We start from the raw sequence: 22,201 nt of genomic DNA, 5'->3' as shown, positions 1-22,201 counted from the left end.
TTAAATATCGGCACGATTCGGATTTAATTCAGGGTGAGATAACCTTTCTTTTCTCGCGTCTTTTATTCAGCGTAACCAGCGCTATTTAGATGCGACGGGCCTGCCAAAATACTTTTCGCCAGTAAACATTATCCAGCGAAGAGCGGATCACGCCTTGACTGGTCGAGGCGTGAATAAAGGTATTGTCCGTATCGTAAATACCCACGTGCAAACCGTTTTCTCCGCTGCCGGTTTTGAAGAACACCAGATCGCCAGGCAACAGATCGCCTTTGTCGATACGCGTACCAATGTCGGTTTGATCGCTGGTCGAGCGCGGCAACTGCATGTCGAACTTATCGCGGAAGGTAAGATAGACGAAGCCTGAACAATCAACGCCACCGCGGCTTAAACCACCGTAGCGATAAGGCGTGCCACGCCAGCGGCTCAGTTGATCGTTAAGTTGGGCTATCACGGTGATGGAATCAGACAGGCGACCATTAGGCGGCGGCGCATGATGGCTACAGCCCGCCAGCAACAGTGCCAGAATCAAAATTGTCAGTCGCATCAGCATTTTCCTTCCTCCCTCGCCCGGCAAACACTTTAGCGGCAAAGCGCCACGGCACGCAATCATCTCTCAGGGAATAAACAGCAGCGGACCTTGCGCGGTAGCGATTTGTTCAAACGGGGTTTGGTAAAGCGGTGTTAATTGCGCAGCGGTCAGCACCTCGCTGGCTCGGCCCTGACGGACAACCGCGCCCTGATGCATTAACCACACGCGATCGGCATGGCGCAGGCTGTGATTGAGATCGTGCCCGCTGGCAACAATCGCCAGACCGCTGCAACAGAGTTCGGCCAGCAGCTTATCGACCGCACGTTGCTGCGCCACGTCCAATGCGCTCATGGGCTCATCCAGCAGCAGCAGTTTGCCGCGTGGATTGATCGCCGGATGAATCTGTAACACCACGGCAGCCAGCCGTACGCGTTGCCATTCGCCGCCGGAAAGGTGCGTAAGGCTGCGCGTCAGTTTATCCAGCAGGCCTAACTGAGTCAGGACGGCCTGTAAAACGCGGTCTGTTTCCGCCGCCTGTGCGGTGATATGCATGCGTAAGTAGTGCCAAACCGGCATTTGCCCCGGTGCCATCTGCTGCTGCGGCAACCAGCCGCGCAACTGGGCTAATGCCGCTCCGTTCAACGCAGTCAGCGGCGTGCCATCAAGCAGAATACTGCCTTGACTCGGCAGTAAACCCGATAGCACGTTGAGCAGCGTACTTTTGCCAGCACCGTTGGGCCCAACCAGATGCACTAACTCACCGGCAATGAGGCTAAGTTCAACGGGAGCCAATCGCCCTGCGACGTTGGCTCCCTGACACTGCAATACCATTTACTCGGCCAGCGCCTGCTCAACGCTTTTCAGAATGATGGGATCGTCCGGCGTCATGTCCGGAGAGAAGCGCGCAATCACTTTGCCCTGCTTGTTGATGAGGAATTTCTCGAAGTTCCAGAGGATATCGCCTGGTGCTTTCGGCGCGCGGCCTTTGCTCTCCATACGTTCCAGGAATCCGCTGCCCTCGGGACGTTGCGCGACCGGCTGCGCCGCCGTCAACTGGGCATATAAAGGATGACGATGCTCGCCGTTGACGTCAGTTTTATCGAACATCGGGAAAGTCACGCCATACGTGGTGCTGCAGAACGTTTTAATCTCTTCGTTGCTGCCCGGTTCCTGCTCAAGGAACTGGTTGCACGGGAAGCCGAGCACGCTGAAGTTCTTATCCTGCCAGGCTTTCTGCAGCGATTCTAACTGCTCATACTGTGCCGTCAGGCCGCATTTTGATGCCACATTCACTACCAGCAACACTTTTCCTTCATATTCCGCCAGCGTGGTTTTTTCGCCGTCTAACGTAACCAGTTCTGTTTGATAAATGCTCATAGTCGATTCCTGTTGTTGATAACAAGTTGCCAGCCAAAGCTAGCGCGAAGACTTCACTAATAACACGATAAACAGCGGCGCGCCGAGCGTGGCAGTGACCACACCAATCGGCAGTTCGGCGGAGGTGAGCACCAACCGGGCAATAATGTCTGCGCCAAGTAACACTGCTGCACCGGCCAATGCCGCAGCAGGCAACAAATAACGATGATCGCTGAAACCGCTAAGACGCAATAAGTGCGGGATAACCAGGCCGACAAATCCGATCGCGCCGGCCATTGCCACGCTTACGCCAACCAGCCATCCCATGGCTAGCACCAGCAGGTTACGCCATAGCAGCAGGGGTAATCCGAGCTGACGTGCCGAGGTTTCGCCCAGCGCCAGCAAATTTAGTGTGCGCGCGGTAGCAATCAGCAGCAGTGTTACCGGCAGCAGCGCCAGCATCATCCAGCCGTAACGCCAGTCGATACCGCTAAAGCCGCCCATCATCCAGTACATCAACTGGCGCAGATCGAGGCTGGTGCTAAAATACACCGCCCACGTCATGATGGCGCTACAGATAATGCCGAGTGCCACACCGGTTAATAGTAAGCGGCTAACCGAGAGTTGTTGGTGAGCGAAATGCAGCAAAATCAACGTGATCAGCAGCGCTCCGGCCATCGCCGCCAGTGCTAAGCTCCATAACGAACCGTTGCCGAGCATGACGCCTAACACCAAACCAATCCCCGCCCCGTTAGAAACACCGAGTAAGCCGGGTTCAGCCAATGGGTTGTTGAACAGCGCCTGCATCACAACGCCACACACCGCCAGGGCCGCGCCGACCAGCAACACCGCCAGCGTGCGCGGCATACGCAGTTGCCAGACGAACAGTTCGCCATCCGCCGAAAACCATTGTGGGGGTGAAATCCAACTGTCACCGGCACACAGGCTTAGTCCAATGAGCAGTAGCAGCAGCGCACTGAGTGCAATAAGCCAGCGCTGGCTGCGGCGATTTGCCTGATGAGCAAGCTGATCCAGCAGAGTCATAGATAAGATTGGCTGAGAAAACAGAGATTTGATTGTAGTGGGATTGCAGCAAAAAGAAAGCGGCGCTGTGGTGGCGCCGCTGGAGAAGCATTACTGATGTGGCGGAATCGGCTGACCGTGGTTATCACGCGGTTGCTGATTATCACGCTGGTCGTGATGCTGCGGCTGCGGTTGTCGCTGTGGCTGACGCTTGTCATCCCGGTGGGGCCCATTGCCCGGATGCTGCGCCTGCCAGCCGTTACCGTTCCAGTATCCGTGCGGACCTTTGGTGCCAATGCGCTGGTTATGATGCTGTTTCCACCATGTTGGCGCACGCCAGTCGTAACCATCCCAATAGTAGCCACGCTTATCCTGGTCGCCGATATGGATCGAAACACCCGGCGTGTTGATGTTAACGGAAACATTGGCGCTAGCCAGCAGCGGCATACCTAACAGGATGCTTAATAAAAGTGCTGTCTTTTTCATCAGCTGAACCTCTTTTTATGTGATGGCGCTGTTATAGCAAAAGTGTTGACGCCGTCACTATCGGTGTGAGCCGATTTTCACCCTATTTTCCGGATACTTACGAAATCCTTACATCATGAATAAATCGTGTAGGGCGGACAAATTCAAGGCAAAAAAAAGGCCGCTAAGCGGCCTTTTTGTCGTACTGAAATTAGTCAGCATCCTTGGGTGTCGCGTTCTCGACGCGACTTTTCAACTTCTGTCCCGGACGGAATGTCACCACTCGGCGCGCGGTGATAGGAATATCTTCCCCCGTCTTCGGGTTACGGCCCGGACGCTGGTTTTTGTCACGCAGATCAAAATTACCAAATCCGGACAGTTTTACCTGTTCTCCGTTTTCCAAAGCGCGGCGAACCTCTTCAAAAAAAAGTTCCACCAACTCTTTGGCATCGCGTTTGCTCAACCCGAGTTTTTCAAACAGGTACTCTGACATTTCAGCTTTTGTAAGCGCCATAGGTTCAATCCCTCAAGGTTGCCTGGAATCGCTCTTTTAATGCCGCAACACATTTGGAAACGGTCGCGGCAATCTCCTCTTCTTCGAGTGTCCGGCTGGTATCCTGCAAAATCAGGCTAATCGCTAGGCTCTTTTCGCCTTCGTTTACGCCCTTACCACGGTACACGTCAAACAAGTTTACGCCAACTACCTGATTTACGCCAACTTTCTTACACTCCGCAATGATATCTGCTGCAGGGACGTTTTCAGCCACTACAACAGCGATATCACGGCGGTTTGCCGGGAAGCGGGAAATCTCGCGCGCATCAGGCAGGACGCGGTCTGCGACCTTATTCCAAAGCAGTTCAAACACTAAGGTGCGACCGTTAAGATCCAGCTTACGTTCCAGCTCTGGATGAACCACCCCGATAAATCCGATTCGTTCGTCCTGTAAATAAATGGCGGCGCTTTGTCCTGGGTGCAGCGCCGGATTGGCTTCCGCACGGAAAGAAATCGCATCAAGTTTACCGGTCAATTCCAGCAGCGATTCTAAATCGCCTTTCAAATCATAGAAGTCAACTGTCTGACGCGCCAGATCCCAATGCTCTTCATAGCGATTACCGCTTAATACGCCCGCTAGCATAAGATCCTGGCGGATACCCAGATCGGCCTGTGTATCAGGAACAAAGCGCAAACCGCTCTCAAACAGGCGTACACGGCCCTGCTGACGGTTTTGGTTATACACCACCGCGCCCAGCAAACCGGTCCACAGTGACAGGCGCATGGCCGACATATCACTGGATATTGGGCTTGGCAGGATCAGAGCCTCTGCGCCCGGATGCAGTAACTGCTGCAGTTTGGGATCGACGAAGCTATAGGTAATCGCTTCCTGATAACCTTTATCCACTAACAGATTTTTCGCCCGCTTCAGCGAAAGATTGGCTTCACGATGCTGTGTCATGATCAGACTGGCTTTCACCGGCACATCAGGAATGTTGTTGTAGCCGTATACGCGCGCCACTTCTTCCACCAGATCTTCTTCGATAGCCATATCGAAACGCCAGCTTGGTGCAACAGCTTGCCACTCGCCTGTGCCAACCGTCACTTCGCAACCAAGACGCGTCAGGATGTCCGTGACCTGATCGTCAGCAATTACGTGACCAATTAAACGGTCGAGTTTTTCACGGCGCAGCGTAATGGTCGCCCGTGGTGGCAGCGCACTCGCGTCAGTTTGATCAATCACCGGACCCGCATCGCCGCCACAGATGTCTAGCAATAGCTGCGTGGCACGTTCAATCGCTTTGTGCTGCAGTGCCGGATCAACGCCACGCTCGTAACGGTGCGATGCATCGGTATGCAGACCCTGGCGACGTGCACGACCGGTAATCGCTAGCGGATCAAAATAGGCACATTCGAACAGTACGTTTTGCGTCTCTTCATTCACGCCCGAATGCTCGCCACCGAAGATGCCACCCATCGCCAGCGCTTTATGGTGATCGGCGATCACCAGCGTGTCGCTGCTGAGTTTGGCTTCTGTGCCGTCCAGCAACGTCAGCACTTCGCCCTCTTCTGCCATACGCACCACGATACCGCCGTCGAGGCGATCGAGATCAAAGGCGTGCATTGGCTGGCCAAGTTCCAGCAGCACAAAGTTGGTGATATCGACCACAGGATCGATTGAACGAATGCCACAACGACGCAGCTTTTCACGCATCCACAGCGGCGTAGCGGCTTTCACATTGACGCCTTTCACCACACGGCCGAGATAGCGCGGACACGCTGCGGTGGCATCGACCCGAATTGGGAAAGTATCGGGGATGGTTGCATTGACCGGCTCAATGGCTGGCGCCGTCAACGGCAAACCATTCAGCACGGCGACATCGCGTGCAATCCCAATGATACCCAGACAATCGGCGCGATTTGGCGTGACGCTGATTTCGATGGTGTTGTCATCCAGCTGCAGATAGCTGCGGATGTCGGTACCAATCGGTGCATCAGCCGGCAGCTCGATAATGCCGCTGTGATCGTCGGAAATACCCAGCTCAGAGAAGGAGCAGAGCATGCCTTCAGAAGGCTCGCCGCGCAGTTTTGCCGCTTTGATTTTGAAATCGCCTGGCAGGACAGCGCCGACGGTCGCCACCGCCACTTTCAGACCCTGACGACAGTTGGGTGCGCCACATACGATATCCAACAGGCGATCGCCACCGACATTGATTTTAGTGACACGCAGTTTGTCAGCGTTCGGATGCTGACCACACTCAACCACTTCACCCACCACAACACCGTGGAAAGCGCCAGCAACGGGATCTACACCGTCCACTTCAAGGCCAGCCATGGTGATTTGCTCAGACAGCGCAGCGCTGTCCAGGGCTGGATTTACCCATTCGCGTAACCAGAGTTCACTGAATTTCATTGGATAACCTGCCCTTATTTAAATTGTTTGAGGAAACGTAAATCATTTTCGAAGAAGGCGCGCAGATCGGTCACACCGTAGCGCAGCATGGTGAGGCGCTCCATGCCCATGCCAAAAGCAAAGCCCGAATAGATTTCTGGATCGATGCCTACATTGCGCAATACGTTCGGATGCACCATGCCGCAGCCCAGCACTTCCAGCCACTTGCCGTTTTTACCCATCACATCCACTTCAGCAGACGGTTCGGTGAACGGGAAGTAAGAGGGACGGAAGCGTATCTGCAGGTTCTCTTCGAAGAAGTTGTTGAGGAAATCGTGCAGAGTGCCTTTCAGGTTGGTGAAGCTGATGTCTTTATCAACAATCAAACCTTCCATCTGATGGAACATCGGCGTGTGCGTCTGATCGTAGTCGTTACGATAAACGCGGCCTGGCGCGATGATGCGGATTGGCGGCTGCTGGTTTTTCATGGTGCGGATCTGTACGCCAGATGTCTGGGTACGCAGCAAACGCGTGGCATCAAACCAGAAGGTGTCATGATCGGCACGCGCCGGGTGATGGCCGGGAATGTTCAGGGCATCAAAGTTATGGTAATCGTCTTCGATTTCCGGACCGGTCACCACCGCAAAGCCCAGTTCGCCGAAGAAGTTTTCGATACGATCGATGGTGCGGGTTACCGGATGCAGACCGCCATTCTCAATGCGACGGCCAGGCAGCGAGACATCGATGGTTTCTGCAGCGAGACGTGCGTTCAGCTCAGCGCTTTCCAGCGTTTCTTTACGTGCGGTAAGACGATCCTGCACTTGCTGCTTCGCCTCATTGATCACCGCACCCGCTGCCGGACGCTCTTCTGCCGGCAGTTCACGCAGGGTGGTCATTTGCAGCGTCAAATGCCCTTTTTTACCCAGAAATTCGACGCGCACGGCGTCCAGAGCAGCGATATCCGCCGCCTCGTCAATGGCGGCCGTGGCACGCGCCACCAGATCTGCGAGTTGGGACATGATTTCCTCTTCTTCCAGCCGGGCTGGTCAGTTCTCGTTGGGATCAGATGATCCGATTAAGTGTCGCCAGAAACAAAAAAGCCTCCACGAGGGAGGCTTTTAGCGCGATTTTTCGTTTCTTTTCTTATGCGCAAAAGCCCCTGATGTTCAGGCGCTAAAGTAAAAAAAGAAACGGAAAATAGCAGCATTCATGCTTGCGTTACCTTGTCATATTTAGAAACCGCACTATTGAAATGCGCAGCGACCAAAATGTCAATCTTTTGCGTGAGTTGCGGGTAATAAAAAAGGGAGCAAGCTCCCTTTTTCAACTGACTTACGCCAGAGCTGATTTTGCTTTTTCAACAAGTGCAGTAAATGTCACTTTGTCGAATACAGCGATGTCAGCCAGAATCTTACGGTCGATTTCAATAGAGGCTTTTTTCAGGCCATTGATGAAACGGCTGTAAGAGATACCGTTCTGACGAGCCGCAGCGTTGATACGCGCGATCCACAGTTGACGGAACTGACGCTTACGTTGACGACGGTCACGGTAAGCATACTGACCAGCTTTGATAACAGCCTGGAAGGCAACGCGGTATACACGTGAACGTGCACCATAGTAGCCTTTAGCTTGTTTTAAGATTTTCTTGTGACGTGCGCGAGCAATTACACCACGTTTAACGCGAGCCATGTGAGCTCTCCTATATCATATTCTGTGATGCCCTATCCCCTGCTGGCCGAAGGCCGGTACGCAAAGTTATCAGGCAGATTTATAAAAAGTTTACTTATGCGTACGGCAGGCAGGCAATAACCAGACCCAGATCGCCTTTAGACACCATGCCTTTCGGACGCAGGTGACGTTTACGCTTAGTAGACTTTTTAGTCAGAATATGACGCAGGTTCGCGTGCTTACGCTTGAAGCCGCCAGAAGCGGTCTTCTTGAAGCGCTTAGCGGCGCCACGTACAGTTTTAATCTTTGGCATTTTTACAAATATCCACTTCGCATTGTTAATAAAATGAATCAGATAGGCGAATAAAAATCCGCACAACGCAAGCGTTGCGCGGCTTTATTACTTGAAGGCCTACTGTTTCTTCTTAGGAGCGAGCACCATGATCATCTGACGACCTTCGATCTTCGAAGGGAAGGATTCGACAATCGCCAAATCCATGTCTTCACACAGATCTTTACGGACGCGGTTAAGCACTTCCATACCGATCTGCTGGTGCGCCATCTCACGACCGCGGAAACGCAGCGTGATTTTGGCTTTATCGCCCTCTTCCAGAAAGCGAATCAGGTTGCGTAGTTTGACCTGATAGTCGCCATCATCGGTACCAGGACGGAATTTAATTTCCTTAACCTGGATAACTTTCTGCTTCTTCTTCTGTTCCTTAGAAGACTTGCTTTTTTCATAAAGGAACTTGCCGTAATCCATAATACGGCAAACCGGTGGTTCGGCGTTCGGGCTGATTTCAACTAAATCTACGCCAGCTTCTTCAGCTTTCTCAATGGCTTCACGCAGGGTGACAATGCCAAGTTGCTCACCTTCGAGGCCAGATAAGCGCACTTCGGTGGCTCGGATTTCGCCGTTGATACGGTTCGGACGTGTTGGTTGTACTCGTTTTCCGCCTTTAATAACCTTTTTCCTCTAATTGGTGAAGATGTCGGCTGCGAATCTCTTGTTGCAGCTTCTCAACAAACACATCTACGTCCATGCTCCCAAGGTCTTTACCACGGCGGGTGCGCACGGCAACTTTGCCTGCTTCCACCTCTTTGTCACCGCAAACCAGCATATAAGGGACGCGACGTAATGTGTGCTCGCGGATTTTAAAGCCTATCTTCTCGTTTCTCAAGTCTGCTTTGACACGAATGCCCGCATTCTGCAATTTCTTTGTCAATTCGCTGACATATTCTGCCTGACTGTCAGTGATATTCATCACCACAGCCTGCACTGGCGCCAACCAACTCGGGAAGAATCCAGCGAACTCTTCGGTCAGGATGCCGATAAAACGCTCCATTGAACCGAGAATTGCGCGGTGAATCATCACCGGTGTCTGGCGATCGTTGTTTTCGCCGACAAAAGTCGCATCCAGGCGCTTTGGCAGGGAGAAGTCTAGCTGAACGGTACCACACTGCCAGGCGCGGTCGAGACAATCGTACAGTGTAAACTCAATTTTAGGGCCGTAAAAGGCACCTTCTCCCGGCTGATATTCGAATGGAATGTCATTCTCTTTCAGCGCTTCTGCCAAATCGACTTCCGCACGATCCCACATTTCGTCGGTACCGATACGTTTTTCCGGACGGGTCGACAGTTTCACCACGATTTTTTCAAAACCGAAGGTGCTATACATGTCGTATACCATGCGAATACAGCTGTTCACCTCATCACGTACCTGATCTTCAGTACAGAAGACGTGAGCATCATCTTGGGTAAAGCCGCGTACGCGCATCAGACCATGCAAAGCACCCGATGGCTCATTACGATGGCAGCTACCAAACTCCGCCATACGCAGCGGCAGATCGCGGTAGGATTTCAGACCCTGATTAAAGATCTGAACGTGGCCTGGGCAGTTCATTGGCTTGATGCAATACTCACGGTTCTCCGAAGAGGTGGTGAACATCGCTTCTTTATAGTTCTCCCAGTGCCCGGTTTTTTCCCACAGCACGCGATCCATCATGAACGGACCTTTCACTTCCTGATAGTCGTACTCTTTCAGCTTGGTACGCACAAACACTTCCAGCTCGCGGAAGATGGTCCAGCCGTCATTATGCCAGAACACCATGCCAGGCGCTTCTTCCTGCATGTGGTAAAGATCAAGCTGCTTACCAATTTTACGGTGATCGCGCTTCGCCGCTTCTTCCAGACGCTGCAAATAGGCAGCCAGCTGCTTTTTATCCGCCCAGGCCGTACCGTAAATACGCTGCAGCATTTTGTTATCGCTGTTGCCGCGCCAGTAAGCCCCGGAGATTTTCTGCAGTTTGAAGTGATGGCAGAAACGCATATTCGGCACGTGCGGACCACGGCACATGTCGATGTATTCTTCATGGTGATACAGGCCAGGACGATCGTCGTGGCTGATGTTCTCGTCAAGAATGGTGGTTTTGTAGCTTTCGCCACGCTCAGCAAACACATCACGTGCTTCCTGCCAGCTCACCTTTTTCTTAACGACATCGTAATTGCTTTCAGCCAGCTGGTGCATACGCTTTTCCAGCAGCTCAAGATCTTCCTGGGTCAAGGTGTGTTCCAGGTCGACGTCATAATAGAAACCGTTATCAATCACCGGGCCGATAGCCATCTTGGTGTTTGGCCACAGTTGCTTGATTGCATGCCCTAACAGGTGCGCGCAAGAGTGACGAATGATTTCTAAACCGGCGTCGTCTTTGGCGGTAATAATGGCTACCTGAGCATCTTCGGTGATCGGATCAACGGCATCGACCAACTCGCCATTCACGCGACCCGCGATACAGGCTTTCGCCAAACCCGGTCCAATATCCAACGCAATATCCATCACGCTGACCGGACGGTCAAAGCTGCGCTGGCTGCCATCAGGAAGAGTAATTACTGGCATTTCATATCCTTAATTGCAGTGGTAAGCCACACGAAAGCCTACATGCAAAAATCAGTTTCGTAGTGTGTTACCTGGCGTGATGTCAGACCCACATTGTCGGAATGACGCCAGGAGTGTAAAGCGGCGATGATAATAGCAGCTTTCACCGCCGATCAAAACCCGTGCTGAGATTCGCTAAGCTAAAGAGAAATAAAAAAAACCGCTGCGAGGCACAGGCCTGGCAGCGGTGATCCCTATTCGGCTCGCTTACATTGAGTATGAGAGCTGGATAGTGGTTTTGGTATCAGTACGATCCGGCGCAGATTCTGGCGGATTGTTGTTCCAGGTCACGTTGTAACCCAGCTTCAGCGCGAAGTGCGCATTAATTGCCACCTGCAGCGCGGTTTCTGAGTTCAGCGTGGTGTCTTCACCGAAGCTGCTCAGCACGGAAACACCCTGGATAAATTTGGTGGTATCCGTCAGCTGCCACTGATAGCTCACCGCACCATAGCCGAGAGCTTTGGTTTCATGGCCGCCATCATGGAAATCGTCGTAACGCACACCCGGACCGACTTCAGCACGCAGTGAGTGAACAGGACCGTTGAGGAACTGGCGACCGTAACCAGCGGTCAATACGTCGCGGGAGTCATAACCGTTGAAACGATCACTTAACCAGCTTGCCTGACCAAACAGGTAATCGGCGCTGTTGAGGTTATAACGGCTACGACCACCAATGTTGTAGGTCTCGGACGAACGCTCATCGTTAGAGGAGTTGTTCGAGGCGTTACCCCACAAGCTCCATGCAGTATTGGTTTGGTACCACGTCATGTTGGTAGCGGCACTCAGAGAAGAGCTGGTGGTGTTACCGGTTTGAGCCAGATAACCCGCTGACGCACTGCCTTCAAACGGTTTTTTTGCCGTAGAAGGATCATCCATGGAGGTGAAAACGGCGTTATCTGCAAATGCCTGGTGACAAAATGCTCCAGCAGAGAGCAATAAAACAGCGGACAGCTTGTTAAGGGCTTTCATTAAAAATAATCCGTACGACAGTTTAAAAAACGAAGAGTTTGAAGCGTTTCTCCGACCAAGCAATGCAATTTAGCGTAAGTTTTGTAAAAAAGCATGTACTCACAAAAAAAGCCAGGAAAGCCGCTGAAGCGCTCATTTAATGGGATTCTTCCCATTTCCGTTGCGCATTATAGGGGGCAAATAACCAAATAACAGCTTAAGGACAACAAGAAATATCCGAAGTGCAACGCGGTAGATTGATGCGTCATTTCCTCCCAATAAACTGCTCGAAATTCGCTCAATCCTGCTTGCTGGTCTACGCTGAAATCTGTTCGATAACAATGAGGTGAATGATGAGCGACCATGATGTAAAACGTTACATTGTCACGCTGAAATACCAAGAGAACGGACTCGGCGACCTGCAGTCGGTTAATAGCGCCATGATTAATGGCGGATACAGCACAACGTTAACGGATGATGAAGGCCATCCGCATGAGCTTGGCACCAATAGCTTTGGCACGGTCAGCGCCTTAGAGGAGCATGAAGTCGCTGAACAAGCTGCGGGATTTGCCCAAATCGCCCTTGACCATAAACCTGAAGTGGCAGTGACAACGCTGGACGCGTTTCTGAAAAAACAATCCTGACACGTTGCAAAAAACGGCATCGAGGTCAAATTTGCTGAAGTTTTGCGCGTTACAATCGAACTCACGCAGCGAACCAAGAGGATTACCCGATGTGGTCAGCCATTAGTCGTCTGTTAAGCGAGTACGCCGGTGATGCCCAAATCACCGACCATCAGGAACTCCCCGGTGGCGATGTGCATCCCGCCTGGCGTATCCGGTATGGCGAGTTAGATGTGTTCGTCAAATGTAACACCCGCGATATGCTTACGTTGTTTAGCTGGGAAGCCGATCAACTTGATCTGCTGGCACGCACGCAAACTGTTCGCGTACCGAAGGTTTATGGCGTGGGCAACGATCGAGATACCAGCTTCTTGCTGCTCGAATATATTCCTCCCGAACCGTTTACCGAACAGAGTGCCTTTCAACTCGGTCAGCAATTAGCGCATCTGCACCAATGGAGCGAGCAACCGCAATTTGGTCTCGATTTCGACAACAACATCACCACCTCGCCACAGCCGAATAGTTGGTTACGCCGCTGGTCAGTTTTCTTTGCTGAACAGCGCATAGGTTGGCAGCTGCAACTGGCTGCTGAAAAAGGGGTGCATTACGGCGATACCGAGCTCATTGTCGATTGTGTGCAGCGCACGTTAGCCAACCATCATCCGCAACCTTCTTTATTACACGGTGATTTATGGCCCGCCAATTGTGCAGGCAGCACAAGCGGCCCGTGGCTGTTCGATCCTGCCTGCTATTGGGGTGACCGGGAATGTGATTTGGCGATGCTGAGTTATTATGCTGACCTGCCGCACCAAATTACTGATGGCTATCACGCGGTTTGGCCCCTTGAAGACGGATTCTCACAACGTCAGCCGGTCTATCAGCTTTATTACCTGCTTAATCGCGCCAATGTTTTCGGCGGCAACTGGACGGGCGAAGCGCAGTTCGCTATCGGCCAGTTGTTAGATGAAGATGTGTTGGGAGAACGTCAGGCCAGACCGGCCTGACGCTTTACAGCATGCCGAGTAACTTCAGCACAAAGTAGCCGGCAATAGCGATAATGATTGGCAAAATATAGAGCGGGAAAATCTGCAAAAAAATGGTGTGGCGCGGGATATGGATCTTCTCTTCCAGCTGTGCACGTGTGCGCCCTTCACTGCCTTTGGTCTGTTCCAGAATCAATTGATCTTCAATCCCCTCTTTGATATGGCGTGACTGACGCCACATGCGTGCGCCCGAAGCCTGCAAAGCAATGCCCACGAAAATCAGAATGTAGATCAGCCAAAAGCCAATGTTCGCGCCACCATTAAATTCCGGCACCGGTGAGTTCTGCCAGAAAACATTCAGGAAAGGCGTATTGAACTTCACCATATCGACCATGACATGGACAAAATCCAGCATCACGGCATCAATGCCAGGCTGCTTTTCACTGTGCTTAAACATAAAACCCAGCAAAGAAATAATAGTGGATAACAATGCTGGTATAAAAATCACCCAGCCAGCCACTCGCTTGAGGATGGCGATGCGGCCAGCCTGTTGGTAAGTCATGGTGTCTCCCTGAACCGAAATAGTTTTGCCTAAGTCTACCTGCACTACTGCAAATTTTCCTGAAAAATGCGTGGCCTGCCACACATCGGCTTTCGACAGCACTCGTGATAAGGTAAGCCAAATTTTAAAGGGAGCTGTTGTATGTCATATCGTCGTCCCGTAATGGCCGCCATCTTTGATATGGACGGATTGTTAATCGACTCAGAACCGCTGTGGGATCGGGCGGAGTTAGATATTTTCGCCAGCCTGAATGTGGATATCTCTCGCCGTCATGAGCTACCGGATACTTTGGGTTTACGTATCGATCAAACCGTGCGCATGTGGTTTGAAGCGCTGCCGTGGAGCGGTCCGGATCAGCAAGAAGTCACGAACCGCATTATTGCGCGTGCGCTGGCGCTGGTAGAAGATACGCGCCCGCTGCTGCCAGGCGTGGAACAGGCGTTACAATTATGCCAGCAACAGGGTTTGAAAATCGGTCTGGCATCCGCTTCGCCGCTGCACATGCTGGAGCGCGTTCTGGAGATGTTTGACCTGCGCAAATACTTTGATGTGCTGGCTTCGGCTGAAACCCTGCCATACAGTAAACCGCATCCGCAGGTCTATCTCGACGCCGCTGCCAAACTGGGCATCGATCCGCTTAACTGCGTGACGTTGGAAGACTCCTTTAACGGCATGATTGCCACCAAAGCCGCACGCATGCGTTCGATTGTGGTGCCGGCGCCCGATCATCGTGCTGATGCCCGCTGGGCATTAGCCAATGTAATTCTTGATGATTTAACCCAGCTCAAACCTGAGCATCTGCACGGTTAATCACAGCCCGCACAACGCGGGCTTTTTTATGCAACTTGATCGCACACGCAAATAAATAAAACATCGTTTCATTTTTATTGAATTACCATCTCATCCTGCCTAAGATGCCCAAAGACCCGCATCGGGACCACTTCCATTGACCCTTGAGAGGCCTGAGATGGACATTCGTCAAAGCATTCATAGCGAGCATGCCAAAACCCTGGATACCGACGGCTTACGCCGCGAGTTTTTGGTCGACAAAATTTTCGACGCCGACAATTACACCCTCACTTACAGCCATATCGATCGCATCATCATTGGCGGCGTGATGCCCGTGCAGAAAGCGGTAACCATCGGTCATGAGGTGGGCAAACAGCTGGGCGTCAGTTACTTCCTCGAACGCCGCGAGCTCGGCGTGATTAACGTTGGCGGACCGGGTTTAATTGAAGTGGACGGCAATACCTGGGAGATAGGTAATCAGGAAGCGTTATATGTCGGGCAAGGCGCACAGAGCGTGATTTTCCGCAGCAGCGATGCCAGCCGTCCGGCGAAGTTTTACTATAACAGCGCGCCGGCACATACCCATTATCCGGACAAAAAAATCACCCTCGATGAGGCAGTAAAAGCCACGCTGGGTGATGCCGCCACCTCGAATCGTCGCACCATTAATAAATTCATCGTGCCCGACGTGTTACCAACCTGCCAGTTAACGATGGGGCTAACGCGCCTTGACGATGGCAATCTGTGGAACACCATGCCATGCCACACCCACGAACGCCGCATGGAAGTCTACTTCTACTTTGATATGGCCGACGACAGTGCCGTGTTCCACATGATGGGCCAGCCGCAAGAGACGCGTCATTTATTAGTGCATAACGAACAAGCTGTAATTTCACCGAGTTGGTCAATTCACGCGGGCGTTGGAACACAGCGTTATACCTTTATCTGGGGCATGGTGGGCGAAAACCAGGTATTTGATGACATGGACCACGTCAGCATCAGCGCGCTGCGCTAACAAGGAGCGAATTATGATTCTTAACGCATTTAATCTTGATGGCAAAATCGCGCTGGTCACCGGCTGCAATACCGGGTTGGGGCAAGGCATGGCGCTAGGTCTGGCGCAGGCAGGTTGTGACATTATTGGCGTCAATCGCGCAGGACCAGATGATACGCAAGCGAAAGTTGAAGCATTAGGCCGCCGTTTTTGGGCGATTCAGGCCGATCTTACCAAACCCTCCATTGTGCCGCACATTGTTGAACAAGCGGTGGCACATGCCGGACGCATCGATATTCTGGTGAATAACGCCGGTATTATTCGCCGCGAAGATGCGCTCAACTTCAGCGAACAGGATTGGGACGATGTGATGAACATCAACAGTAAAAGCCTGTTCTTCCTGTCGCAGCAGGTCGCAAGGCAGTTTATTGCACAAGGCAACGGCGGCAAAATCATCAATATTGCCTCAATGCTCTCGTTCCAGGGGGGCATTCGCGTGCCTTCCTACACCGCATCAAAAAGTGCGGTGATGGGTTTAACGCGCCTGATGGCTAACGAATGGGCGAAGCACGGTATCAACGTCAACGCTATTGCACCAGGCTATATGGCCACCAACAATACGGAACAACTGCGCAGCGATGAATCACGCAACGAGGAAATTTTGGGCCGTATACCCTCAGGTCGCTGGGGCATCCCGGACGACATGATGGGCCCGGTTGTGTTCCTCGCCTCTGGCGCATCGGATTATGTGCAGGGTTATACTTTAGCGGTCGATGGCGGTTGGTTAGCGCGCTAACATAACCCATTCTTTTCCCGCGTCATTGTGACGCGGGAAAGTGAAAAATATTAACGCTTCGTTACAGCGTCACCATTCTCATTCACTGGATAAATCCCTATACTGGATGCATCGACAGTTTTATGCAGCCAGGTTTCATCATGACGGCCGAAGGCCATATCATTTTTGCCATTGCCAGCGCCATTTTTGCCAAGCGCGCGGAGCTGACGCCAGTGCTGGCCAGCGCCGATTGGTGGCATTTAGTCCCTGCTGCGCTGCTGACCTGCCTGCTACCCGATATCGATCACCCCAAGTCCGTTTTAGGCCAGCGATTGAGGTGGCTGTCGCACCCCATCGCCCGCGCCTTTGGTCACCGTGGTTTTACCCACAGTTTGCTGGCGGTCGCGGTAAGTTTGTGGCTATTCCAGATCAATGTACCCGCCGATTGGTTTCTTCCGGCCGATGTATTGCAAGGTATGACGCTTGGTTATCTTAGCCATATCGTCGCCGATATGTTAACGCCTGCAGGTGTGCCGCTGTTGTGGCCTTGTCGCTGGCGCTTTCGGTTGCCGATACTTAAAAGCCAGAAAGGTAACCAACTGGAGCGGGCACTTTGCCTGGCGCTGGTCGGGTATGCGTTGTGGTTCCCGCCCGGATTGCCCTCTTTTGGTGCCAATGGATGGCCGGAACAGCTCTTCAATACGCTACAAAATGGCGTCGGTCGGCTGGTTAATGGTCAAAACGGTCAATAACCAGCCGAATCAAGAGATAAAGTTATAAACCATTCCTTTTGGGTATAAGTCTGCCCCGTTCTGAACTGATAACATTCTCAATATTCCCTAACGGGGACTTACTGTTTTTCGTGCCATTCCAACGGGATGGCATGTCACACTCTGGAGTTGAGCATGGATTTTCCCCTAATCATTAATATCGTGGCGTTTATCGCGCTGCTGATTTTGTTGAACCGCATTGGCAACCAAAGCTGGAGCTTGTCAAAGCGCGTGCTGACCGGTTTAGTATTTGGTGTAGCATTCGGTCTGGCACTGCAAACCATTTATGGCGAAAACAGCCCGACGGTTAAAGCGTCGATTGGCTGGTTCAACATCGTCGGTAACGGTTACGTTCAACTGTTGCAGATGATTGTGATGCCGCTGGTCTTCGCCTCGATTTTGAGCGCGGTGGCCCGTCTGCATAACGCCTCATCGCTGGGAAAAATCAGTGTGCTGACCATTGGCGTGCTGCTGTTTACTACCGCGATCTCCGCTCTGGTCGGCGTGTTAGTGACTGGCCTGTTTGGTCTGAGCGCCGAAGGTCTGGTGCAAGGTGTACAGGAAACCGCGCGTCTGAGCGCGATTCAGAGCAACTATGTTGGCAAAGTAGCTGACCTCAGCACGCCGCAGCTGCTGCTCTCCTTCATCCCGAAAAACCCGTTTGCCGATCTGGCGGGCGCCAATCCAACCTCGATCATCAGCGTAGTGATTTTCGCCGCGTTCCTCGGTGTAGCAGCGCTGCAACTGCTGAAAGATGACAAGGTGAAAGGCGAACGCGTGCTGGTGGCGATCGATACCCTGCAATCCTGGGTGATGAAGCTGGTGCGTTTGATTATGAAGCTGACGCCGTACGGTGTGCTGGCGCTGATGACCAAAGTGGTGGCCGGCTCCAACCTACAGGACATCATTAAACTGGGTGGTTTCGTGGTGGCCTCTTATCTTGGTCTGGCGATCATGTTTGCCGTGCACGCGTTGCTGCTGTCGGTCAACGGCATCAACCCAATGCGCTTCTTCCGTAAAGTCTGGCCGGTGATCACCTTTGCCTTTACCAGCCGCTCCAGCGCAGCCAGTATTCCATTGAACGTGGAAACGCAGACACGTCGCCTTGGCGTGCCAGAATCTATCGCCAGCTTCTCAGCCTCATTCGGTGCCACTATTGGTCAGAACGGTTGTGCCGGTCTCTATCCCACTATGCTGGCAGTGATGGTTGCACCAACCGTTGGCATTAACCCGTTCGACCCAATGTGGATTGCCACGCTGGTGGGTATCGTAACGCTGAGTTCTGCCGGTGTGGCCGGTGTTGGCGGCGGTGCAACCTTCGCCGCGTTGATTGTACTGCCAGCGATGGGCCTGCCAGTGACGTTAGTCGCGCTGCTGATCTCCATCGAACCGCTGATCGATATGGGCCGTACCGCGCTCAACGTCAATGGTTCCATGACCGCCGGTTCACTCACCAGCCGCTGGCTCGGTTTGACCGACAAGAAAGTGCTGGAGAGCGACGAACACGCCGAATTAGCACATCGCTAACTTTCCTCATCACGACAACGGCAGGCCAGTGGCCTGCCGTTTTTTTATCCCCCCTTCTCCCTAATCCCCCTCAATTATGGCGGCTGCGTCAGGATAGCGTTAAGCATGGTAAACAGACGAAAAATCGGCCGCTTTTTGCTTGAGTTTTACCAGTGAAAAGCCAATTCTGCTGTAAGTCACAGCAGGAGAATCACCGATGAAAACAGTTATCGCCTCGGTGCTGGCGTTAACCTTGTTAACACCAGCTATCAGTTTCGCCCATCCCGGCGGTTGGGGCCCCGGTCCAGCTCCGCATTGGGGTGGAGGTCCGCATTGGGGCGGCCCCGGCCCGCTGCGTTTCTTACCGGAAGCGGCAACGGCAGTATTGCTAGGCGGCCTGACCTATTACATGCTGAACGGCAATTATTATCAACGCCAGGGCGACACCTACGTGGTGGTGCAACCGCCTGAAGCCCCACCGGGCGGTGGTATGCGCGTGCTGGATTTTAACGGTAAGCGTTATTACGTGCAGGAGGGTCATTACTACCAGCGCGAAATCGGCGGGGATTATATTGAAGTGCCACGCCCTTACGGCTTATAAGTGCCACAACGAAAAACGGCCCGTCAATGACGGGCCGTTTATTATTTATTCTGCTGCGTTTACTGAGCCGCTTGCGGATCGGTATCGTAGTCTTTACAACTCTGGAAACCATAATTCATTACGCGACCGGTGTCGCTATAGCTCACGAAGTAGGTCTGCGGTTTGCCATCACGCTCGCCAATCACATAAGTCTGGCACGTACCACGTGCGTGAACCATGGTGATTTCGGTAGAGGCTGGACCGGCAATCTGGCGAACCTGATCACGCGTCATGCCTTTTTTTACATCCTTCACAACCGGTTTGGTTACGTAGCTTTCAGCTTTGTCATAAGTCGTACAACCAGACAGGGCTGCCAGCGTCATAGCGGCAGCGATACATCCCATCACTTTATTCATGTTGTTGTTCCTCGTTTTTTTGTCCATGTGGAGTAAGCCTGGAACATAAATCCAGATTTATCAACTTTATGGGATAAATTTAGCCAAATTCCGAAGCGTTAGGATTTGGTAAAAATGCTGTGTTGATGCGCTACGGTTCGTATAATCACCCGCGAAAAAATACCTATAGTAATGAATAAAGACAGAGGATGAATGACACCTGCACCTTCTCATCGGCTAATTTATGCCATCACGCTGGGCCTGCTCGCTGCGCTCGGGCCACTTTGTATCGATCTTTACCTGCCTGCGCTGCCTGAATTAGCGCGCGATCTGCACACTGAAACCGCCACGGCGCAGCTGAGCCTGACGGCGGGTCTGCTCGGTTTGGGGGCTGGTCAATTGCTGTTTGGGCCCATGAGCGACAAATTTGGTCGCCTCCGTCCGCTGCTGTTATCGCTGGTACTGCTGTTTATTGCCTCAATTGGCTGTGCGCTGGCAAAAGATATTCACTCGCTGCTGGTCGCGCGTTTGTTCGAAGGATTGGCTGGCGCGGGCGGCGCGGTGCTATCGCGAGCCATTGCACGTGATATGTACAGCGGCCATGAACTGACGCGTTTCTTTGCACTGCTGATGTTGGTCAATGGCTTAGCGCCGATCGGGGCGCCGGTGCTGGGCGGTGCCTTAATGACGGTGCTTAACTGGCGCGGCATTTTCGTGGTGCTTGGCTGCATCGCCATCGTGCTGATGGTCCTCGCACGCTGGAAATTGCATGAAACCTTACCACCTGAGCGCCGCAGTCAGGGATCGATCTTTTCCGCCTGGGCGGCGCTGGGCCAGGTCGTCACCCATCGTCAGTTTATGGGCTTTTGTCTGACCCAAGGTTTTATGATGTCCGGCATGTTTGCTTACATCGGTGCCTCACCGTTTGTGCTGCAACAGTTGTACGGACTGACTCCGCAAGCCTTCAGCTTCTGTTTCGCCGCCAACGGGCTCGGCTTGATTATTGCTTCACAAACCAGTGCGCGCCTGTGTCCGCTGTGGGGTGAATATCGCGTATTGAAAGGCGGCCTGACGCTGGCGTTTGTCGCGTCGAGCGGCTTGCTGCTGGCGGGACTCACCGGTGCTGCGCTGCCGATTATGTTGGTCGCCCTGTTCTTCACCATTGCCAGTAATGGCGTGATCGCCACCACCGCCTCATCGTTGGCGATGCAAAGCCAGGGTCAACGTGCGGGTAGCGCATCGGCCGTAATAGGCGTTTGCATGTTCACCTTTGGCGCCATCAGCGTGCCGATCACCGGCCTGGGCGGCACCTCGGTGGTGAGCATGACCGGCACCGTCTTTGGCTGCTTTATGCTGGCGATGGTGTCGTTTAATGTGCTGGTGCAGAAGTCAAAAAACGCCTGATTTGCCAGCAAATAACCTGAACAATAAGCCGTGTGGCTTGTTGTTTGTGGGGAGAGACGTTAGCTTTAGCAGATGATTCGTATTGTGCCGTCAGGCTACTGACTTGAGGAGAGGTTCATGTCACTGCAACAAGAAATCATTGAAGCCCTTGGTGTAAAGCCCGTTATCGACCCGCAGCAGGAGATCCGCGTCAGCGTGGATTTTCTAAAGTCTTACCTGAAAGCCCATCCCTTTTTGAAAACGCTGGTGCTTGGCATCAGCGGCGGCCAGGATTCGACGCTGACCGGCATCTTGTCGCAAACCGCTATCCGCGAACTGCGTGAAGAGACCGGCGATAATGATTACACATTCATCGCCGTGCGTTTGCCGTATGGCGTGCAGGCCGATGAGCAGGATTGTCAGGATGCGCTGGCGTTCATTCAACCCGATCGCACGCTGGTGGTGAACATCAAAGAAGCGATTCTGGCCAGCGAACGTGCGTTGAAAGACGCGGGTATCACAGTGTCAGATTTCGTACGTGGCAATGAAAAAGCGCGCGAGCGCATGAAAGCGCAGTACAGCATCGCCGGTATGACCAAAGGCGTGGTGGTCGGTACTGACCACGCGGCGGAGGCGATCACCGGTTTCTTCACCAAGTACGGTGACGGCGGCAGCGACATCAACCCCATCTTCCGCCTGCATAAAGGCCAGGGCAAACAACTGCTGAAAACGCTGGGCTGCCCGGAACACCTTTATCTCAAACATCCAACGGCTGATTTGGAAGACGATCGTCCAGGTTTACAGGATGAGGTGGCGCTCGGCGTAACCTATCAGCAAATCGATGCTTATCTGGAAGGCAAAACCATCGATGCCGCTGCGGCGAAAACCATCGAAGGCTGGTATCTGAAAACCGAGCACAAACGTCGCCCGCCGATCACCGTGTTCGACGACTTCTGGAAGAAATAAGCGCGTTACGTTTCCCGCCGTCGGTGCGGGAAACTTTCTCATCGCCGCTGACTGGCGAGAAAAAG

General features: G+C 52.8%; 26 protein-coding genes and 1 other annotated feature. Of the genes, 10 read left to right on the top strand and 16 right to left on the bottom strand.

What is annotated here, in order from left to right:
- Positions 1-85 precede the first annotated feature (85 nt).
- The 14 genes from ACRQ84_RS04280 to ACRQ84_RS04215 form a co-directional block, all read right to left on the bottom strand.
- Entirely contained in the window at positions 86-544 is a 459-nt protein-coding gene (locus ACRQ84_RS04280; protein ID WP_064741220.1) for an NlpC/P60 family protein, read from the bottom strand.
- A 69-nt stretch (positions 545-613) separates the two neighbouring features.
- A complete protein-coding gene (gene btuD, locus ACRQ84_RS04275; RefSeq protein ID WP_483817261.1) occupies positions 614-1,360 on the bottom strand; it encodes a vitamin B12 ABC transporter ATP-binding protein BtuD in 747 nt (248 codons plus the stop codon).
- Positions 1,361-1,906 (bottom strand): glutathione peroxidase, encoded by a 546-nt coding sequence (locus ACRQ84_RS04270; RefSeq protein ID WP_064741029.1) that lies wholly within the window; start codon positions 1,904-1,906, stop codon positions 1,361-1,363.
- Positions 1,907-1,945: 39 nt separating this feature from the next.
- Positions 1,946-2,929: a vitamin B12 ABC transporter permease BtuC gene (gene btuC / locus ACRQ84_RS04265; protein WP_483817260.1), complete on the bottom strand. Its 984-nt coding sequence runs from the start codon at positions 2,927-2,929 to the stop codon at positions 1,946-1,948.
- 90 nt (positions 2,930-3,019) lie between these two features.
- Positions 3,020-3,394, bottom strand: coding sequence for a DUF2502 domain-containing protein (locus tag ACRQ84_RS04260; protein WP_483817259.1), 375 nt, complete (start codon positions 3,392-3,394; stop codon positions 3,020-3,022).
- A 190-nt stretch (positions 3,395-3,584) separates the two neighbouring features.
- Positions 3,585-3,887: an integration host factor subunit alpha gene (gene ihfA / locus ACRQ84_RS04255; RefSeq protein ID WP_007892687.1), complete on the bottom strand. Its 303-nt coding sequence runs from the start codon at positions 3,885-3,887 to the stop codon at positions 3,585-3,587.
- 4 nt (positions 3,888-3,891) lie between these two features.
- Entirely contained in the window at positions 3,892-6,279 is a 2,388-nt protein-coding gene (gene pheT, locus ACRQ84_RS04250; protein ID WP_483817258.1) for a phenylalanine--tRNA ligase subunit beta, read from the bottom strand.
- 14 nt (positions 6,280-6,293) lie between these two features.
- Entirely contained in the window at positions 6,294-7,277 is a 984-nt protein-coding gene (pheS, locus tag ACRQ84_RS04245; RefSeq protein WP_483817257.1) for a phenylalanine--tRNA ligase subunit alpha, read from the bottom strand.
- Between the two features lie 71 nt (positions 7,278-7,348).
- Positions 7,349-7,474, bottom strand: a sequence feature (Phe leader region).
- On the bottom strand, positions 7,425-7,469 hold the full coding sequence (pheM, locus tag ACRQ84_RS04240; RefSeq protein WP_106120997.1) for a pheST operon leader peptide PheM: 45 nt from the start codon (positions 7,467-7,469) through the stop codon (positions 7,425-7,427). It overlaps the preceding feature by 45 nt.
- 116 nt (positions 7,475-7,590) lie before the next feature.
- The gene (gene rplT, locus ACRQ84_RS04235; protein WP_007892678.1) at positions 7,591-7,947 is read right to left on the bottom strand and encodes a 50S ribosomal protein L20; all 357 of its coding nucleotides are present in this window, start codon (positions 7,945-7,947) and stop codon (positions 7,591-7,593) included.
- Between the two features lie 94 nt (positions 7,948-8,041).
- Complete coding sequence (rpmI, locus tag ACRQ84_RS04230; protein ID WP_004157374.1) at positions 8,042-8,239, bottom strand: 50S ribosomal protein L35; 198 nt, start codon at positions 8,237-8,239, stop codon at positions 8,042-8,044.
- 99 nt (positions 8,240-8,338) lie between these two features.
- Complete coding sequence (gene infC, locus ACRQ84_RS04225; RefSeq protein WP_064741024.1) at positions 8,339-8,890, bottom strand: translation initiation factor IF-3; 552 nt, start codon at positions 8,888-8,890, stop codon at positions 8,339-8,341.
- A complete protein-coding gene (gene thrS, locus ACRQ84_RS04220; protein ID WP_064741023.1) occupies positions 8,886-10,823 on the bottom strand; it encodes a threonine--tRNA ligase in 1,938 nt (645 codons plus the stop codon). Before thrS ends, infC begins: the two co-directional genes overlap by 5 nt.
- 246 nt (positions 10,824-11,069) lie before the next feature.
- A complete protein-coding gene (locus tag ACRQ84_RS04215; protein ID WP_064741022.1) occupies positions 11,070-11,831 on the bottom strand; it encodes a DUF481 domain-containing protein in 762 nt (253 codons plus the stop codon).
- A 332-nt stretch (positions 11,832-12,163) separates the two neighbouring features.
- Between ACRQ84_RS04215 and ghoS the strand changes: the two genes are divergently transcribed.
- Positions 12,164-12,454 carry a type V toxin-antitoxin system endoribonuclease antitoxin GhoS gene (gene ghoS / locus ACRQ84_RS04210; protein WP_064741021.1) on the top strand — a complete coding sequence of 97 codons (291 nt, stop codon included), beginning with the start codon at positions 12,164-12,166 and terminating at the stop codon, positions 12,452-12,454.
- Between the two features lie 89 nt (positions 12,455-12,543).
- Positions 12,544-13,437: a fructosamine kinase family protein gene (locus ACRQ84_RS04205; protein ID WP_483817256.1), complete on the top strand. Its 894-nt coding sequence runs from the start codon at positions 12,544-12,546 to the stop codon at positions 13,435-13,437.
- Between the two features lie 4 nt (positions 13,438-13,441).
- On the opposite strand, the gene ACRQ84_RS04200 is transcribed toward ACRQ84_RS04205, so the two are convergent.
- Positions 13,442-13,978: a YniB family protein gene (locus ACRQ84_RS04200; RefSeq protein ID WP_064741019.1), complete on the bottom strand. Its 537-nt coding sequence runs from the start codon at positions 13,976-13,978 to the stop codon at positions 13,442-13,444.
- A gap of 141 nt (positions 13,979-14,119) precedes the next feature.
- On the opposite strand from ACRQ84_RS04200, the gene hxpB reads away from it, so the two are divergent.
- The 6 genes from hxpB (at position 14,120) to ACRQ84_RS04170 (ending at position 19,413) form a co-directional block, all read left to right on the top strand.
- Positions 14,120-14,788: a hexitol phosphatase HxpB gene (gene hxpB / locus ACRQ84_RS04195; RefSeq protein ID WP_064741018.1), complete on the top strand. Its 669-nt coding sequence runs from the start codon at positions 14,120-14,122 to the stop codon at positions 14,786-14,788.
- 157 nt (positions 14,789-14,945) lie between these two features.
- Positions 14,946-15,782: a 5-dehydro-4-deoxy-D-glucuronate isomerase gene (gene kduI / locus ACRQ84_RS04190; RefSeq protein WP_483817255.1), complete on the top strand. Its 837-nt coding sequence runs from the start codon at positions 14,946-14,948 to the stop codon at positions 15,780-15,782.
- Positions 15,783-15,795: 13 nt separating this feature from the next.
- Positions 15,796-16,557: a 2-dehydro-3-deoxy-D-gluconate 5-dehydrogenase KduD gene (gene kduD / locus ACRQ84_RS04185; RefSeq protein WP_064741016.1), complete on the top strand. Its 762-nt coding sequence runs from the start codon at positions 15,796-15,798 to the stop codon at positions 16,555-16,557.
- A gap of 140 nt (positions 16,558-16,697) precedes the next feature.
- Entirely contained in the window at positions 16,698-17,288 is a 591-nt protein-coding gene (locus ACRQ84_RS04180; protein WP_064741219.1) for a metal-dependent hydrolase, read from the top strand.
- Positions 17,289-17,441: 153 nt separating this feature from the next.
- Positions 17,442-18,833 carry an L-cystine transporter gene (locus ACRQ84_RS04175; RefSeq protein WP_483817254.1) on the top strand — a complete coding sequence of 464 codons (1,392 nt, stop codon included), beginning with the start codon at positions 17,442-17,444 and terminating at the stop codon, positions 18,831-18,833.
- 196 nt (positions 18,834-19,029) lie between these two features.
- Entirely contained in the window at positions 19,030-19,413 is a 384-nt protein-coding gene (locus ACRQ84_RS04170) for a DUF6515 family protein (protein ID WP_483817253.1), read from the top strand.
- A gap of 59 nt (positions 19,414-19,472) precedes the next feature.
- On the opposite strand, the gene osmE is transcribed toward ACRQ84_RS04170, so the two are convergent.
- On the bottom strand, positions 19,473-19,808 hold the full coding sequence (gene osmE / locus ACRQ84_RS04165; protein WP_483817252.1) for an osmotically-inducible lipoprotein OsmE: 336 nt from the start codon (positions 19,806-19,808) through the stop codon (positions 19,473-19,475).
- A gap of 192 nt (positions 19,809-20,000) precedes the next feature.
- Here osmE and ACRQ84_RS04160 point away from each other — a divergent pair, with 192 nt between their 5' ends.
- Both ACRQ84_RS04160 and nadE read left to right on the top strand, forming a co-directional pair.
- The gene (locus tag ACRQ84_RS04160) at positions 20,001-21,191 is read left to right on the top strand and encodes a multidrug effflux MFS transporter (RefSeq protein WP_483817251.1); all 1,191 of its coding nucleotides are present in this window, start codon (positions 20,001-20,003) and stop codon (positions 21,189-21,191) included.
- Between the two features lie 117 nt (positions 21,192-21,308).
- The gene (gene nadE, locus ACRQ84_RS04155) at positions 21,309-22,136 is read left to right on the top strand and encodes an ammonia-dependent NAD(+) synthetase (protein WP_483817250.1); all 828 of its coding nucleotides are present in this window, start codon (positions 21,309-21,311) and stop codon (positions 22,134-22,136) included.
- Positions 22,137-22,201: the final 65 nt, after the last annotated feature.

Source organism: Pantoea sp. E2023-21 (genome assembly GCF_051302795.1).
GTDB lineage: Bacteria > Pseudomonadota > Gammaproteobacteria > Enterobacterales > Enterobacteriaceae > Pantoea > Pantoea ludwigii_A.
This window is presented reverse-complemented; position numbering and strand designations above follow the sequence as displayed.

What these genes read in the sequence shown, in the direction of transcription:
- ACRQ84_RS04270 (WP_064741029.1), bottom strand. Translation starts at nt 1,906, where the DNA reads ATGAGCATTTATCAAACAGAACTGGTTACGTTAGACGGCGAAAAAACC.
- ACRQ84_RS04205 (WP_483817256.1), top strand. Translation starts at nt 12,544, where the DNA reads ATGTGGTCAGCCATTAGTCGTCTGTTAAGCGAGTACGCCGGTGATGCC.
- rpmI (WP_004157374.1), bottom strand. Translation starts at nt 8,239, where the DNA reads ATGCCAAAGATTAAAACTGTACGTGGCGCCGCTAAGCGCTTCAAGAAG.
- ACRQ84_RS04200 (WP_064741019.1), bottom strand. Translation starts at nt 13,978, where the DNA reads ATGACTTACCAACAGGCTGGCCGCATCGCCATCCTCAAGCGAGTGGCT.
- ACRQ84_RS04215 (WP_064741022.1), bottom strand. Translation starts at nt 11,831, where the DNA reads ATGAAAGCCCTTAACAAGCTGTCCGCTGTTTTATTGCTCTCTGCTGGA.
- hxpB (WP_064741018.1), top strand. Translation starts at nt 14,120, where the DNA reads ATGTCATATCGTCGTCCCGTAATGGCCGCCATCTTTGATATGGACGGA.
- ihfA (WP_007892687.1), bottom strand. Translation starts at nt 3,887, where the DNA reads ATGGCGCTTACAAAAGCTGAAATGTCAGAGTACCTGTTTGAAAAACTC.
- osmE (WP_483817252.1), bottom strand. Translation starts at nt 19,808, where the DNA reads ATGAATAAAGTGATGGGATGTATCGCTGCCGCTATGACGCTGGCAGCC.
- kduI (WP_483817255.1), top strand. Translation starts at nt 14,946, where the DNA reads ATGGACATTCGTCAAAGCATTCATAGCGAGCATGCCAAAACCCTGGAT.
- ACRQ84_RS04175 (WP_483817254.1), top strand. Translation starts at nt 17,442, where the DNA reads ATGGATTTTCCCCTAATCATTAATATCGTGGCGTTTATCGCGCTGCTG.
- nadE (WP_483817250.1), top strand. Translation starts at nt 21,309, where the DNA reads ATGTCACTGCAACAAGAAATCATTGAAGCCCTTGGTGTAAAGCCCGTT.
- btuD (WP_483817261.1), bottom strand. Translation starts at nt 1,360, where the DNA reads ATGGTATTGCAGTGTCAGGGAGCCAACGTCGCAGGGCGATTGGCTCCC.
- ACRQ84_RS04160 (WP_483817251.1), top strand. Translation starts at nt 20,001, where the DNA reads ATGACACCTGCACCTTCTCATCGGCTAATTTATGCCATCACGCTGGGC.
- thrS (WP_064741023.1), bottom strand. Translation starts at nt 10,823, where the DNA reads ATGCCAGTAATTACTCTTCCTGATGGCAGCCAGCGCAGCTTTGACCGT.
- btuC (WP_483817260.1), bottom strand. Translation starts at nt 2,929, where the DNA reads ATGACTCTGCTGGATCAGCTTGCTCATCAGGCAAATCGCCGCAGCCAG.
- ACRQ84_RS04180 (WP_064741219.1), top strand. Translation starts at nt 16,698, where the DNA reads ATGACGGCCGAAGGCCATATCATTTTTGCCATTGCCAGCGCCATTTTT.
- kduD (WP_064741016.1), top strand. Translation starts at nt 15,796, where the DNA reads ATGATTCTTAACGCATTTAATCTTGATGGCAAAATCGCGCTGGTCACC.
- rplT (WP_007892678.1), bottom strand. Translation starts at nt 7,947, where the DNA reads ATGGCTCGCGTTAAACGTGGTGTAATTGCTCGCGCACGTCACAAGAAA.
- pheT (WP_483817258.1), bottom strand. Translation starts at nt 6,279, where the DNA reads ATGAAATTCAGTGAACTCTGGTTACGCGAATGGGTAAATCCAGCCCTG.
- ACRQ84_RS04280 (WP_064741220.1), bottom strand. Translation starts at nt 544, where the DNA reads ATGCGACTGACAATTTTGATTCTGGCACTGTTGCTGGCGGGCTGTAGC.
- ghoS (WP_064741021.1), top strand. Translation starts at nt 12,164, where the DNA reads ATGAGCGACCATGATGTAAAACGTTACATTGTCACGCTGAAATACCAA.
- ACRQ84_RS04170 (WP_483817253.1), top strand. Translation starts at nt 19,030, where the DNA reads ATGAAAACAGTTATCGCCTCGGTGCTGGCGTTAACCTTGTTAACACCA.
- ACRQ84_RS04260 (WP_483817259.1), bottom strand. Translation starts at nt 3,394, where the DNA reads ATGAAAAAGACAGCACTTTTATTAAGCATCCTGTTAGGTATGCCGCTG.
- pheS (WP_483817257.1), bottom strand. Translation starts at nt 7,277, where the DNA reads ATGTCCCAACTCGCAGATCTGGTGGCGCGTGCCACGGCCGCCATTGAC.